9 protein-coding genes and 1 tRNA gene are annotated in these 14,449 nt (G+C 67.1%); 6 read left to right on the top strand and 4 right to left on the bottom strand.

The features are described 5' to 3' along the window. Positions 1-22 precede the first annotated feature (22 nt). Together aceF and aceE are read right to left on the bottom strand one after the other, a co-directional pair. Positions 23-1,660: a dihydrolipoyllysine-residue acetyltransferase gene (gene aceF / locus HWY45_RS27395; RefSeq protein ID WP_059878978.1), complete on the bottom strand. Its 1,638-nt coding sequence runs from the start codon at positions 1,658-1,660 to the stop codon at positions 23-25. A 70-nt stretch (positions 1,661-1,730) separates the two neighbouring features. Further along, a complete protein-coding gene (gene aceE / locus HWY45_RS27400) occupies positions 1,731-4,427 on the bottom strand; it encodes a pyruvate dehydrogenase (acetyl-transferring), homodimeric type (RefSeq protein ID WP_059809715.1) in 2,697 nt (898 codons plus the stop codon). Between the two features lie 273 nt (positions 4,428-4,700). Between aceE and fixL the strand changes: the two genes are divergently transcribed. The 4 genes from fixL to HWY45_RS27420 all read left to right on the top strand — a co-directional run bounded on the left by fixL (position 4,701) and on the right by HWY45_RS27420 (position 11,241). After that, a complete protein-coding gene (gene fixL / locus HWY45_RS27405) occupies positions 4,701-7,217 on the top strand; it encodes an oxygen sensor histidine kinase FixL (RefSeq protein ID WP_059878974.1) in 2,517 nt (838 codons plus the stop codon). Further along, positions 7,214-7,852 carry an oxygen response regulator transcription factor FixJ gene (gene fixJ / locus HWY45_RS27410; RefSeq protein WP_026044611.1) on the top strand — a complete coding sequence of 213 codons (639 nt, stop codon included), beginning with the start codon at positions 7,214-7,216 and terminating at the stop codon, positions 7,850-7,852. Before fixL ends, fixJ begins: the two co-directional genes overlap by 4 nt. Before the next feature lie 234 nt (positions 7,853-8,086). Beyond that, complete coding sequence (folD, locus tag HWY45_RS27415; RefSeq protein WP_059809719.1) at positions 8,087-8,944, top strand: bifunctional methylenetetrahydrofolate dehydrogenase/methenyltetrahydrofolate cyclohydrolase FolD; 858 nt, start codon at positions 8,087-8,089, stop codon at positions 8,942-8,944. Between the two features lie 212 nt (positions 8,945-9,156). Beyond that, on the top strand, positions 9,157-11,241 hold the full coding sequence (locus HWY45_RS27420; RefSeq protein ID WP_059878971.1) for a M3 family metallopeptidase: 2,085 nt from the start codon (positions 9,157-9,159) through the stop codon (positions 11,239-11,241). Positions 11,242-11,301: 60 nt separating this feature from the next. Here the strand turns inward: HWY45_RS27420 and dinB are convergent, their stop codons facing one another. Beyond that, complete coding sequence (gene dinB, locus HWY45_RS27425) at positions 11,302-12,468, bottom strand: DNA polymerase IV (RefSeq protein ID WP_059878968.1); 1,167 nt, start codon at positions 12,466-12,468, stop codon at positions 11,302-11,304. Positions 12,469-12,606: 138 nt separating this feature from the next. Between dinB and HWY45_RS27430 the strand changes: the two genes are divergently transcribed. After that, positions 12,607-13,299: an aspartate/glutamate racemase family protein gene (locus tag HWY45_RS27430; RefSeq protein WP_059878966.1), complete on the top strand. Its 693-nt coding sequence runs from the start codon at positions 12,607-12,609 to the stop codon at positions 13,297-13,299. 164 nt (positions 13,300-13,463) lie between these two features. On the opposite strand, the gene HWY45_RS27435 is transcribed toward HWY45_RS27430, so the two are convergent. Then, positions 13,464-13,540, bottom strand: a tRNA-Met gene (locus HWY45_RS27435). Positions 13,541-13,671: 131 nt separating this feature from the next. On the opposite strand from HWY45_RS27435, the gene xth reads away from it, so the two are divergent. Then, positions 13,672-14,448, top strand: coding sequence for an exodeoxyribonuclease III (xth, locus tag HWY45_RS27440; RefSeq protein WP_059567715.1), 777 nt, complete (start codon positions 13,672-13,674; stop codon positions 14,446-14,448). Position 14,449: the final 1 nt, after the last annotated feature.

Genomic DNA, 14,449 nt, shown 5'->3' on the forward strand with positions numbered 1-14,449 from the left:
CCCCCGCGAGCCCCACCGCTCGTCAAAGAATCACGCGACGGAAGTCGCCCAGAATCGCGGCGAGATACGCATTGAACCGCGCGGCTTCCGCGCCATCGATCACGCGATGGTCATACGACAGCGACAGCGGCAGCGTGAGGCGCGGCACGAACTGCTTGCCGTCCCACACCGGCTTCATCTGGCCGCGCGACAGGCCGAGGATCGCCACTTCCGGCGCGTTGATGATCGGCGTGAAGTTGGTGCCGCCGATCCCGCCGAGCGACGAGATCGAGAAGCAGCCGCCCTGCATCTGGTCCGGCTTCAGCTTGCCTTCGCGCGCGGCCTTCGACAGGTCGCTCATTTCCTTCGCGATGTCGACGAGGCCCTTCTTGTCCGCATCGCGGATCACCGGCACGACGAGGCCGTTCGGCGTGTCCGCGGCGAAACCGATGTGGTAGTACTGCTTGAACACCAGGTTATCGCCGTCGAGGCTCGCGTTGAAGGTCGGGAACTTCTTCAGCGCCGACACGACCGCCTTGATCACGAACGCGAGCATCGTGAACTTCACGCCCGCCTTCTCGTGCTCCTTGTTCAGTTGCACGCGCAGCGCTTCGAGCTCGGTGATGTCCGCTTCGTCGTTGTTCGTGACGTGCGGGATCATCACCCAGTTGCGATGCAGGTTCGCGCCCGAGATCTTCTTGATCCGCGACAGCGGCTTCGCCTCGAACGGGCCGAACTTCGCGAAATCGACCTTCGGCCACGGCAGCAGGTTCAGCTCGCCGCCGCCGGCCGGCGCGGCTGCTGCAGCCGGCGCCGCACGCTGGCCCGTCATCACGCCCTTCACGAAGCTCGTGACGTCTTCCTTCGTGATGCGGCCCTTCGGGCCGCTGCCGCCGACGCGCGACACGTCGACGCCGAGCTCGCGCGCGAACTTGCGCACGGACGGCGATGCGTGGCTCGCGCGGTATTCGCCGGACGGCGCGGCAGCAGGTGCTGCGACCGGAGCCGGCGCTGCCTGCGGCGCGGGCGCCGCGGCGGCCGGGGCCGGAGCGGCAGCGGGCGCCGGTGCGCTGGCCTGCGGCGCGGCGGCTGCAGGTGCACCAGCAGCTTCGAGCAGCACGATCAGCGTCCCTTCGGACACGGCATCACCGACCTTCACCTTGATGTCCTTCACGACGCCGGCGGCCGGGCTCGGCACGTCCATCGTCGCCTTGTCCGACTCGAGCGTGACAAGCGACTGTTCCTTCTCGACCGTGTCGCCGACCTTCACGCCGATCTCGATCACCGGCACGTCCTTGTAGTCGCCGATGTCAGGCACCTTCACCTCGAGCGTGCCGCCGCCGGCTGCCGCGGGCGCCGCGGCCGGAGCCGGCGCCGCTGCGGGCGCAGCCGCCGCCGGTGCGGCGGCAGGCGCGGCCGCGCCGTTCGGCTGCGCCGCGGCGCCGCCTTCGAGCAGGATGATCAGCGTGCCTTCCGACACCGAGTCGCCGACCTTGACCTTCACTTCCTTGACCGTGCCGCCCGACGGGCTCGGCACGTCCATCGTCGCCTTGTCCGATTCGAGCGTGACGAGCGACTGCTCGGGCTCGACCGTGTCGCCCGCCTTCACGAGCACTTCGATGACGGGCACGTCCTTGTAATCGCCGATATCCGGCACCTTCACTTCGATCGCTTGACTCATCTTTTTGTGTCTCCAAAGCCGCGCGCGCCCCTCCCGGAGGCGGCGCGCGGCATCACACGGCGCGTGTGCGTTAAACCGTCATCGGGTTGGGCTTGGACGGATCGAGGTTGTACTTGGCGATCGCGTCGGCGACGACCTTGCGCTCGATCGTGCCTTCGTCCGCGAGCGCGTTGAGCGCCGCGACCGTGACCCAATAGCGGTCGACCTCGAAGAAGTGACGCAGGTTCTCGCGGGTGTCCGAGCGGCCGTAGCCGTCGGTGCCCAGCACGACGAAGCGGCGATCGATCTGGCCGCGGATCTGGTCGACCAGCGCGCGCACGTAGTCGGTCGATGCGATGACCGGGCCCTGCGTGTCCTTCAGGCACTTCTGCACGTGCGACAGGCGGCGCTCCTCGGTCGGATGGAGCAGGTTCCAGCGCTCGACCTGATGGCCTTCGCGCGCGAGCTCGGTGAAGCTCGGCACGCTCCACAGGTCGGCGGCGACGCCCCAGTCGTTCTTCAGCAGGTCGGCGGCGGCGATCACTTCGTTGAAGATCGTGCCCGCGCCCAGCAGCTGCACGCGCGGCGCCTTCTTGTCGGCGTCGGCCTTCTTGAACGCGTACATGCCCTTGATGATGTCGGCCGCCACGTGCTCGCCCTGCGGAATCGCCGGGTGCTCGTAGTTCTCGTTCATCACCGTGATGTAGTAGTACACGTCTTCCTGGTCCTGCACCATGCGGCGCAGGCCGTCCTGGATGATGACCGCGAGTTCGTAGCCGAAGGTCGGGTCGTAGCTCACGCAGTTCGGCACCGATGCCGCCCACAGGAGCGAGTGGCCGTCTTCGTGCTGCAGGCCTTCGCCGTTCAGCGTCGTGCGGCCCGCGGTGCCGCCCAGCAGGAAGCCGCGCGAGCGCATGTCGCCCGCGGCCCATGCCAGATCGCCGATGCGCTGGAAGCCGAACATCGAGTAGAAGATGTAGAACGGCACCATGATCTCGCCGTGCGTCGAGTACGACGTCGCCGCCGCGATCCAGTCGCACATGCCGCCCGCTTCGTTGATGCCTTCCTGCAGGATCTGGCCGGTTTCCGATTCCTTGTAGAACATCAGCTGGTCGGAATCTTCCGGCACGTACTTCTGGCCCTGCTGGTTCCAGATGCCGATCTGGCGGAACAGGCCTTCCATGCCGAACGTGCGCGACTCGTCCGGGACGATCGGCACGACGCGCTTGCCGAGCGCCTTGTCCTTCAGCAGGATGTTCAGGATTCGCACGAACGCCATCGTCGTCGAGATCTCGCGGCCTTCGCCCGTGCCCTTCAGGAGCGGCTCGAACGCGTCGAGCGCCGGCACCGGCAGCGACGTCGCCTTCTCGCGGCGCTGCGGCAGGTAGCCGCCGAGGTCCATGCGCTGCTTGCGCATGTATTCGAGCTCCTTCGAGCCTTCCTCGAACTTGATGTACGGCACGTCGGCGATCTGCTCGTCGGTGATCGGCAGGCGGAACTGGTCGCGGAACTTCTTCAGTTGCTCGACCGGCAGCTTCTTCTGCTGGTGCGTGATGTTCATCGCCTGGCCCGACTCGCCCATCCCGTAGCCCTTGATGGTCTTCGCGAGAATGACGGTCGGCGCGCCCTGCGAGTTGCTGGCTTCGTGGAATGCCGCGTAGATCTTGTGCGGATCGTGGCCGCCGCGGTTCAGCGCCCAGATGTCGTCGTCGGACCAGTCGGCGACCAGCGCCTTCAGTTCCGGCGTGTTGAAGAAGTGCTCACGGACGAACGCGCCCGATTCCGACTTGTAGGTCTGGTACTCGCCGTCGACGACTTCCATCATGCGGCGCATCAGCACGCCCGTCTTGTCGCGCGCGAACAGCGCATCCCAGCGGCTGCCCCAGATCACCTTGATCACGTTCCAGCCGGCGCCGCGGAATTCCGATTCCAGTTCCTGGATGATCTTGCCGTTGCCGCGCACCGGGCCGTCCAGACGCTGCAGGTTGCAGTTGATCACGAACACGAGGTTGTCGAGCTTCTCGCGGCTCGCCATGCCGATCGCGCCGAGCGATTCCGGCTCGTCCGTCTCGCCGTCGCCGAGGAACGCCCACACCTTGCGGCCGTCCGTCTTCGCGATGCCGCGCGCCTGCAGGTACTTCATGAAGCGCGCCTGGTAGATCGCCATGATCGGGCCGAGGCCCATCGACACGGTCGGGAACTGCCAGAAGTCCGGCATCAGCCACGGGTGCGGATACGACGAGATGCCGTTGCCGCCGACTTCCTGGCGGAAGTTGTCGAGCTGCTCTTCCTTCAGGCGGCCGAGCAGGAACGCGCGCGAGTACACGCCCGGCGACGAGTGGCCCTGCACGAACACGAGATCGCCGCCGTGGTTCTCGGACGGCGCGTGCCAGAAATGGTTGTAGCCGACGTCATAGAGCGTCGCGGCCGACGCGAACGACGCGATGTGGCCGCCGACGTTGGTGTCCTTGCCCGCGCGCAGCACCATCGCGAGCGCGTTCCAGCGGGTGTACGAACGGATCTTGTGCTCGATTTCCTGGTCGCCGGGGATCTTCGCCTGCGCGCCGACCGGAATCGTGTTGATGTACGGGGTGGTGGCCGAGAACGGCAGGTGCTCGCCGCGCACGCGCGCGAATTCGATCTGCTTCTCGATCAGGTAGTGCGCACGACCGGTGCCGACGGAGGAGATCACGCCGTCGAGCGCCTCGAGCCATTCGACGGTTTCCTGCGGATCGTCGTCACGCTCGGCGGCGACATACTTCATCACTTCGTTAGGTACAGCGGACATTCTCGTCTCCTGGTCCGGAAATGTGAGGATCGCTCTTCGTGCAGACGACGCGACGCGACCGGCTGCGGGCAAGCTCCAGCGGATTGTAATGAGGCCTCGCGGCGGCGCGCAACAAAATTTTCGAATTGTGAGATCTTTTCTCGTAATACGGAATATTGCTGCGCTGCACCCTTGCTGCGGGGCTCCCGGGCGCGTCACCGCGCGGTAAATCCGTTTCGGTTCAACATATCCGGTATAGGTTTTCCATCAATAGTGCTGCGCTACAATCCTCGCATGTTGACCGACCGGCTTTTCGCACGCTCGGCGCGACCGTCGGGCCCGCCGGCGGAATCGCAGCCGTCCCGTTGGCACCACGGACCGTGGTGGTCCAATTCCTATTTGCTCACGCCGCTCCTGTCGATCCTCGTCTTCCTCGTGGTGATGAGCCTGATCCTGTGGAGCCTCAACCGCCGCGAGCAGCAGCAGCAGGAAGACACGCTGTTCCGCAACGTCGCGTGGGCGCAGCAGCAGATCCGCCTGTCGATGACCGGCGCGCAGGAACAGCTCCAGGCACTGTCGCGCGATCTCGCGTCCGGCCGTCTCGACCAGAACGGCTTCCAGATGGCGGTCGCGGATGTGATGCAGACGCATCCCGAGATCCTCTATCTCAACTGGTACACGTCGCCCGGCACGCAGCGCTGGCCGGCCGTGCATCCGCCGCTGCTCGGCCAGCGGCTCGCGCGGCCCGGCGACGCGCAGATGCAGGACGCGGTGCGTGGCGCGTACGACGAGGCGCGCAACTCGCGCCGCCAGGCGTACGCCCCGATCGTCTACGACGACTTCGGCAACGGCTACATCACGCTGCAGACGCCCGTGATGCGCGGCGACCGCGAATACCTCGGCTCGCTCGCCGCCGTGTTCTCGGTCGAAGGGATCCTGAAGCACGACATCCCGCAGGAACTGTCGTCGAAATACAAGATCTCGATCACCGACGCGAACAACCGCGAGCTGTCGTCGACGTCGTCGCGCCCGCGCCTGCCGCGCGACTCGCACTACGACCTGCCGCTCGACCCGCCCGGCCAGGGCCTGACCGTGCGCGTCTACGCGTTCCCGCAGCTCACCAACCTCACCAACAATACGCTCGTCTGGCTCGTCGCGGGGCTGTCGTGCTTCGTGCTGTGGAGCCTCTGGAGCCTGTGGAAGCACACGCGCCAGCGCTTCGAGGCGCAGCAGGCGCTGTACGCGGAGGCGTTCTTCCGCCGCGCGATGGAGAATTCGGTGCTGATCGGCATGCGCGTGCTCGACATGCACGGCCGCATCACGCACGTGAACCCGGCGTTCTGCCGGATGACCGGCTGGGACGAGAGCGACCTCGTCGGCAAGGTCGCGCCGTTCCCGTACTGGCCGCGCGACTCCTACCCCGAGATGCAGCGCCAGCTCGACATGACGCTGCGCGGCAAGGCGCCGAGCTCGGGCTTCGAGCTGCGCGTGCGGCGCAAGAACGGCACGCTGTTCCATGCGCGGCTGTACGTGTCGCCGCTGATCGACAGCGCCGGCCGCCAGACCGGCTGGATGTCGTCGATGACCGACATCACCGAGCCGAAGCGCGCGCGCGAGGAGCTCGCCGCCGCGCACGAGCGCTTCACCACGGTGCTCGAGAGCCTCGACGCCGCGGTATCGGTGCTCGCCGCCGACGAAGCCGAGCTGCTGTTCGCGAACCGCTACTACCGCCATCTGTTCGGCATCCGCCCGGACGGCCACCTCGAGCTGTCGGGCGGCGGCTTCGACCGCGCGCAGGCGTCGTCCGACTCGATCGACATGGTCGACACGTTCGCGGGCCTGCCCGCCGCCGCGCTGACGGGCAGCACCGCGGACGCGCAGGAAGTCTACGTCGAGAGCATCCAGAAGTGGTTCGAGGTGCGCCGCCAGTACATCCAGTGGGTCGACGGCCACCTTGCGCAGATGCAGATCGCGACCGACATCACGACCCGCAAGAAGGCGCAGGAACTCGCACACCAGCAGGAAGAGAAGCTGCAGTTCACGAGCCGATTGATGACGATGGGCGAAATGGCGTCGTCGATTGCTCACGAATTGAACCAGCCGCTCGCCGCGATCAACAACTACTGCTCGGGCACGCTTGCAATGGTCAAGAGCGGCCGCGCGACCAACGAAATGCTGGCGCCCGCGCTGGAGAAAACCGCGCAGCAGGCGCTGCGCGCCGGGATGATCGTCAAGCGGATCCGCGAATTCGTGAAGCGCAGCGAACCGAAGCGCCAGCCGGCGCGGGTCGCGGACATCGTCGCGGACGCGGTCGGGCTCGCCGAAATCGAGGCCAGGAAGCGCAGGATCCGGATCGTCACGGAAATCCTCGCAAGAATGCCTATTATTTATGTCGACCCCGTGCTGATCGAGCAGGTGCTCGTGAACCTGATGAAGAACGCGGCCGAAGCGATGGCCGACGTGAAGCCGGCATCGGCCGACGGCGTGATCCGCGTCATCGCCGATCTGGAGGCGGGCTTCGTCGACATCCGCGTGATCGACCAGGGTCCGGGCGTCGACGAAGCGACCGCCGAACGCCTGTTCGAGCCGTTCTACAGCACCAAGTCCGACGGAATGGGCATGGGGTTGAACATTTGCCGCTCGATCATCGAATCGCATCGCGGGCGTCTGTGGGTGGTCAACAACGTCGAGGCGGATGGCCGCATCTCCGGCGCGACGTTCCACTGCAGCCTGCCCATTGGGGAACCCGCTGATCTCGCCCGAGGGGGGGCAGAGGCATCGGCATCACACACCGTTACGGGAGAACTATGAATAGCCCTGTCACCACCACTCAGGAAACCGTCTTTGTCGTTGACGATGACGAGGCCGTGCGCGACTCGCTGCGCTGGCTGCTGGAGGCGAACGGCTATCGCGTGCAATGCTTCTCGAGCGCCGAGCAGTTCCTCGATGCGTACCAGCCGGCGCAGCAGGCCGGCCAGATCGCGTGCCTGATCCTCGACGTCCGGATGTCCGGGATGAGCGGCCTCGAACTGCAGGAACGCCTGATCGCCGACAACGCCGCGCTGCCGATCATCTTCGTCACCGGTCACGGCGACGTGCCGATGGCCGTGTCGACGATGAAAAAGGGTGCGATGGACTTTATCGAGAAGCCGTTCGACGAGGCGGAGTTGCGCAAGCTCGTCGAGCGGATGCTCGACAAGGCCCGAAGCGAGAGCAAGAGCGTCCTCGAACAGCGCGCCGCGAGCGAGCGCCTGTCGAAGCTGACCGCGCGCGAGCAGCAGGTGCTCGAGCGCATCATCGCCGGCCGCCTGAACAAGCAGATCGCCGACGATCTCGGCATCAGCATCAAGACGGTCGAGGCGCACCGCGCGAACATCATGGAAAAGCTCAACGTCAACACGGTGGCCGACCTGCTGCGCCTCGCGCTGTCGAAGAAGCAGGCGTAAGCGCCCGCGCGGCCCGGTAAACCTGCCGGGCCCGTGCCCCGCCCCACCCCGCGCGACGCGGGCGCGGGGCGGCCCGTCTCGGTCGTGGCCGGCACGCCGCCGGCCGCGCCGATGACGCTTCCCGCGCATTCGCTGTCGGACGACGGCAGGCGGACGGTATAATTCCGTGCTTTGCTGCGGCGCACCCCACGCGCCGCACGCCCGCATTCCAACTTCCCGGCAAAACCCACCACCATGACAGCCCTCCTCATCGACGGCAACGCCCTTTCGAAGACCCTGCGCGCCCAGGCCGCCGAGCGCGCCGCCGCGCTGACCGCCCGCGGCCACCAGCCCGGCCTCGCGGTGATCCTCGTCGGCGACAACCCGGCGAGCGAAGTCTACGTGCGCAACAAGATCAAGGCGTGCGAGGACAACGGCTTCTTCTCGCTGAAGGACGCGTATCCGGCATCGCTGTCGGAGGCCGACCTGCTCGCGCGCATCGACGAACTGAATCGCGACCCGAAGATCCACGGGATTCTCGTGCAGCTGCCGCTGCCGAAGCACATCGACAGCCACAAGGTGCTCGAGGCGATCGCCCCGGAGAAGGACGTCGACGGCTTCCACGTCGCGAACGCGGGCGCGCTGATGACCGGCAAGCCGCTGTTCCGCCCGTGCACGCCGTATGGCGTGATGAAGATGTTCGACGCCCACGACATCCCGCTGCAGGGCGCGAACGCGGTCGTGATCGGCCGCTCGAACATCGTCGGCAAGCCGATGGCCATGCTGCTGCTCGAAGCGGGCGCGACCGTCACGATCTGCCACAGCAAGACGCGCGACCTCGCCGCGCACACGCGGCAGGCCGACATCGTCGTCGCCGCGGTCGGCAAGCGCAACATCCTCACCGCCGACATGGTGAAGCCCGGCGCGACCGTGATCGACGTCGGCATGAACCGCGACGACGCCGGCAAGCTGTGCGGCGACGTCGATTTCGCGGGCGTGAAGGAAGTCGCCGGCCACATCACGCCGGTGCCGGGCGGCGTCGGCCCGATGACCATCACGATGCTGCTGATCAACACGATCGAAGCCGCCGAGCGCGCCGCCGCGGCCGCCTGACCCCACGCATTCCGCTGTCTCCCGCCGGCGCGCCCAGCCGCGCCGGCGCTCTCCCAAGCCGCCCGCCCGGCGCGCGCCCGACCCCGCGTCAATCAAGCCGTTAGAAACTATCGATTGGAAAGCGCGCGTTGCGCCCCAATAATGTCGATATCGGGCGCTGCCGCGCCCTGCCCCCATCATCCCGGTACATCCGGCAACAGACAGGGAGTCTTATGTCCGCAAGCGCCAACACCAACCCGCTCCTCGACTTCTCCGGCCTGCCCCGCTTCGGCGAAATCCGCCCCGAACACGTGACCCCCGCGCTCGATACGCTGCTCGACGACGCCAACCGCGCGGTCGATGCCGCGAGCGCGAGCGCGACGCCGGCGACCTGGGCCGATGTGGTCGAGACGGTCGAGCGCGCGACGGAGCCGCTCGGCCGCGCGTGGGGCGTCGTCGGCCACCTGAATGCCGTCGCCGACACGCCCGAGCTGCGCGCCGCGTACGGCGAGAACCTGCCGCGCGTGACCGAGTTCTGGTCGAGCGTCGGCCAGAACCTCGCGCTGTACGAGAAATACAAGGCGATCGCCGCGAGCGCCGAATACGCGACGCTGTCCGTCGAGCGCAAGAAGATCCTCGACAACGCGCTGCGCGATTTCCGCCTGTCGGGCGCGGAGCTGCCGGAAGACCGGAAGCCGCGCTTCGCCGAGCTGCAGGAGCAGCAGGCCGCGCTGTCGAAGTCGTTCTCCGACCACGTGCTCGACGCGACCAACGCCTATGCGTATATCGCGCAGGACGCGGCTGAACTGGCCGGCCTGCCCGACGACGCGATCGAAGCCGCCCGCGAAGCCGCGCAGAAGGACGGCAAGGACGGCTGGAAATTCACGCTGCACTTCCCGTCGTACTTCCCGGTGCTGCAGTACGCGGACAACCGCGCGCTGCGCGAGACGCTGTATCGCGCCTACGTGACGCGCGCGTCCGAGCTCGGCCCGCAGTACGGCGGCGGCAAGGCCGAATGGGACAACACCGCGATCGTCGCCGACGAGCTGAAGCTGCGCCGCGAGGAAGCGCAGATGCTCGGCTACCGCAATTTCGCCGAGGTGTCGCTCGCGCCGAAGATGGCCGAATCGCCGCAGCAGGTCGTCGCCTTCCTCGAGGATCTGGCCAAGCGCGCGCGCCCGCATGCAGACAAGGACTGGGACGAGCTGCGCGCGTTCGCGAAGACGCTCGGCCTCGCCGAGCTCGCGCCGTGGGACGTCGCGTACGCAGCCGAAAAGCTGCGCCAGCAGCGCTATGCGTTCTCGGAAAACGAGGTCAAGCAGTACTTCCCGGAACCGGCCGTGCTGAAGGGCCTGTTCACCGTCACCGAGACGCTGTTCGGCGTGCGGATCAAGCCCGACGACGCGCCGGTCTGGCACAAGGACGTGCGCTTCTTCCGCGTCGAGAACCGTGACGGTTCGCTGGTCGCGCAGTTCTATCTCGACCTGTACGCGCGCGAAGGCAAGCGCGGCGGCGCGTGGATGGACGACGCGCGCTCGCGCGCGAAGCGCGGCGCCGGCGTGCAGACCCCGGTTGCGTACCTGACCTGCAACTTCTCCGCGCCGATCGGCGGCAAGCCCGCGTGCTTCACGCACGACGAGGTGATCACGCTGTTCCACGAGTTCGGCCACGGCCTGCATCACATGCTCACGCGCGTCGACGAACTCGGCGTGTCGGGCATCAACGGCGTCGAATGGGATGCGGTCGAGCTGCCGTCGCAGTTCATGGAGAACTTCTGCTGGGAATGGGACGTGCTGTCGTCGATGTCGTCGCACGTCGACACCGGCGCGACGCTGCCCCGCGCGCTGTTCGACAAGATGATCGCCGCGAAGAACTTCCAGAGCGGCCTCGGCACGCTGCGGCAGATCGTGTTCTCGATGTTCGACATGCTGCTGCACGTCGATTTCGATCCGGCAGGCGCGGTCGGCGTGAACGACTTCGCACGCGAGATCAACGAGCGCTACCACGTGATCCCGCAGGCGCCGTTCTCGCGCTGGTCGAACACGTTCAGCCACATCTTCGCGGGCGGCTACGCGGCCGGCTACTACAGCTACAAGTGGGCGGAAGTGCTGTCGGCGGATGCGTACGCGGCCTTCGAGGAAGCCGCCGCGGCCAGCGGCAGCGTGCTCGACGCGGCCACCGGCACGCGCTATCGCCGCGAAATCCTCGAGGTCGGCGGCAGCCGCCCGGCGATGGATTCGTTCAAGGCGTTCCGCGGCCGCGAACCGCAGATCGACGCGCTGCTGCGCCACAACGGGATGGCCGCGCCCGCGCACTGAGCACCCCGCCCCGTTGCTCCGCCACGATGAAGACGGCACCGCGTTTCGCGGTGCCGTTTTTCATGGCGCGGGCGATTCGTCGTCGAACAGCGCGATCTGGCCGTGACGCTCGGGCGTGTCTTCGTCGATGCGCACGCCGACGCCGAGCAGCCGCACCGGCTGCGCGCGCCGCAGCAGGCCCTTCGCGAGCAGCGTGACGGCCGTGTCCGCGTTCGTCGCGTCGGCCACGCATTCGACCGTCGTGCGCTGGAAGTCGGCGAAGCGGATCTTCACGTACAGCTTGCGGATCGACCGCACGGCGCCCGCGCGCGCGATCCGCGCGTCGAGCTGGACCGTCAGCCTGCGGATCTCGTCCGCGCATTGCTCGAGCGTCGTCAGGTCGGTCACGTAGGTCGTCTCGACGCTGACCGATTTGCGTTCCTGGTCCGCCTGCACCGACCGTTCGTCGATGCCACGCGACAACTGGAAAAGGCGTCGCCCGAACGCGCCGAATTCGCGATGCAGGTCGATCAGCGACCAGTCGCGCAGTTGCGCGCAGGTCTGAATGCCGAGCCGGTCGAGACGCGCGGCCGTCACCTTGCCGACGCCGTGCAGCTTGCGCACCGGCAGCGCCGCGACGAACGCGTCGACTTCATGCGGCCGCACGACGAACAGGCCGTCGGGCTTGTTCCAGTCCGACGCGATCTTCGCGATGAACTTGTTCGGCGCGACGCCGGCCGACACCGTCACGCCGACCGTGTCGAACACCCGCTCGCGGATCTCGCGGGCGATCAGCGTCGCGCTGCCCTGGCAGCGCTCGGCGTGGCTGACGTCGAGGTACGCCTCGTCGAGCGACAGCGGCTCGACGTCGGCCGTGTAGTCGCGATAGATCGCCATGATCTGGCGCGATGCGGCGCGATACTTGTCCATCGCCGACGGCAGGATCAGCAGGTCGGGGCACTTGCGCATCGCGAGCGCCGACGACATCGCCGAATGCACGCCATAGCGCCGCGCCTCGTAGTTGCAGGTCGCGATCACGCCGCGCTGGTCGGGGCGGCCGCCGACCGCGAGCGGCCGGCCGCGCAGCGACGGGTCGTCGCGCATCTCCACCGACGCATAGAAGCAGTCGCAATCGCAGTGGATGATCTTGCGCGCGCGCGGCGGCGCGTCGCTCGGCAACGGCGGCGGGTTCGGATCGGCGGGCGAAATGACGGTCGGGTTCACGGTGCCGATACTGTACAAAAACACAGTGGCCGTTTCAACTGCCGCGTGCTGCCGCGCGCGGCCGCGCCGTACTGGCCCGCTTTGCGAGGATCGTACCGCCGTGCGCGCGCGGCGCCGCCTATACTCGCGGCGATGCTGGCAATGGAAACGGGAGCGTGGCGGATGAAGACGATCGGACTGATCGGCGGGATGAGCTGGGAATCGTCGGCGGAATACTACCGGATGCTGAACCAGCATTCGAAGGCGCTGCACGGCGGGCACCACAACGCGAAGAGCGTGATGGTGACCGTCGACTTCGCGGAGATCGAAGCGCTGCAGCGCGCGCACGACTGGCCGGCGCTCGGCGAACGGATGGCCGCGGCCGCGCGGCAGCTCGAGGCGGCGGGCGCGGAACTGATCGTGCTCACGACCAACACGATGCATCGCGTGCACGACGCGATCGAGGCGGCGGTCGCGCTGCCCTTCCTGCATATCGCCGATCCGACCGGCGAGGCGCTGCGCGCGGCCGGCATCGCGCGCGTCGGGCTGCTCGGCACGCGATATACGATGGAATTGCCGTTCTACGCGCAGCGGCTGCGCGAGAAGTTCGGGCTCGACGTGCTCGTGCCGGACGAGCGCGAGCGCGCCGACGTGCACCGGATCATCTACGACGAGCTGTGTCACGGCGCCGTGCTGCCGGCATCGCGCGCGACGTACGTGCGGATCATCGAAGCGCTTGCGAAACGCGGCGCGCAGGGCGTGATCCTCGGCTGCACGGAAATCACGCTGCTGATCGGCGCGGAAGATTCGCCGCTGCCGGTGTTCGATACGACCGCGCTGCATGCGAAGGCGGCGGTCGAGTGGGCGGCGGGCTGACGATGGCGAATGAAGCCCCGTCCTGGTGACGGGATCAGAGGCGCACGCTTCTGGGCGTGCGCGCGCGGCGAATGCGCGCAGAAAACAAAAAACCCGGCATTGAGCCGGGTTCCTGTCGACGAAGCGCGCATCGGTCACTTGCGCTGCACATCGTCTGGTGTGCTTGGTTGCGGGGGTAGGATTTGAACCTACGACCTTCGGGTTATGAGCCCGACGAGCTGCCAGACTGCTCCACCCCGCGTCAGAGAAATAAATTATAGGGTTGTTAAGCACTCACGTCAATACTTTTGTCACGATTCTGCGCTGGACCCACGCGATGCGCATCGCGGTAAGATGGCGGCCTTCGCATTCACCCCGCTCTCGCACTCGTCCATGAAGATCGCCACCTGGAACGTCAATTCGCTCAACGTCCGCAAGCAGCATGTGCTCGACTGGCTCGCGCAAAGCGGCACCGACGTGCTGTGCCTGCAGGAACTGAAGCTGCCCGACGACAAGTTCCCCCGCGCCGATCTCGAGGCGGCCGGCTATCGCGCCTGGTTCTCGGGCCAGAAGACGTACAACGGCGTCGCGATCCTCGCGCGCGACACACTGCCGTTCGACGAATCCGACGTCACGCGCAACATCCCCGGCTTCGACGATCCGCAGCAGCGCGTGGTGGCGGTGACGATCGACGGCGTGCGCATCATCTCCGCGTACTTCCCGAACGGCCAGGCGCCCGACTCCGACAAGTTCGTCTACAAGATGCAGTGGCTCGACGCGCTGAACGCGTGGCTGCGCAGCGAACTGCAGCGCTATCCGAAGCTCGCGCTGCTCGGCGACTACAACATCGCGCCCGAAGACCGCGACGTGCACGATCCGGCCAAATGGGAAGGCCAGAACCTCGTGTCGCCGCAGGAGCGCGCGCACTTCGCGGGCCTCGTCGAACTCGGGCTCGTCGATGCGTTCCGCCGCTTCGAGCAGCCCGAAAAGACCTTCACGTGGTGGGACTACCGGATGATGGCGTTCCGCCGCAACGCGGGGCTGCGCATCGATCACATCCTGCTGTCGCCGGCGCTGGCCGAAACCTGCGCGTCGTGCGTAGTCGATCGCACGCCGCGCACGTGGGAGCAGCCGTCCGACCATACGCCGGTGGTCGCGGTCGTCGGCTGAG

Origin of the sequence: Burkholderia stagnalis, from assembly GCF_902830275.1 — a bacterium.
In the GTDB taxonomy this organism is placed as follows: domain Bacteria; phylum Pseudomonadota; class Gammaproteobacteria; order Burkholderiales; family Burkholderiaceae; genus Burkholderia; species Burkholderia stagnalis.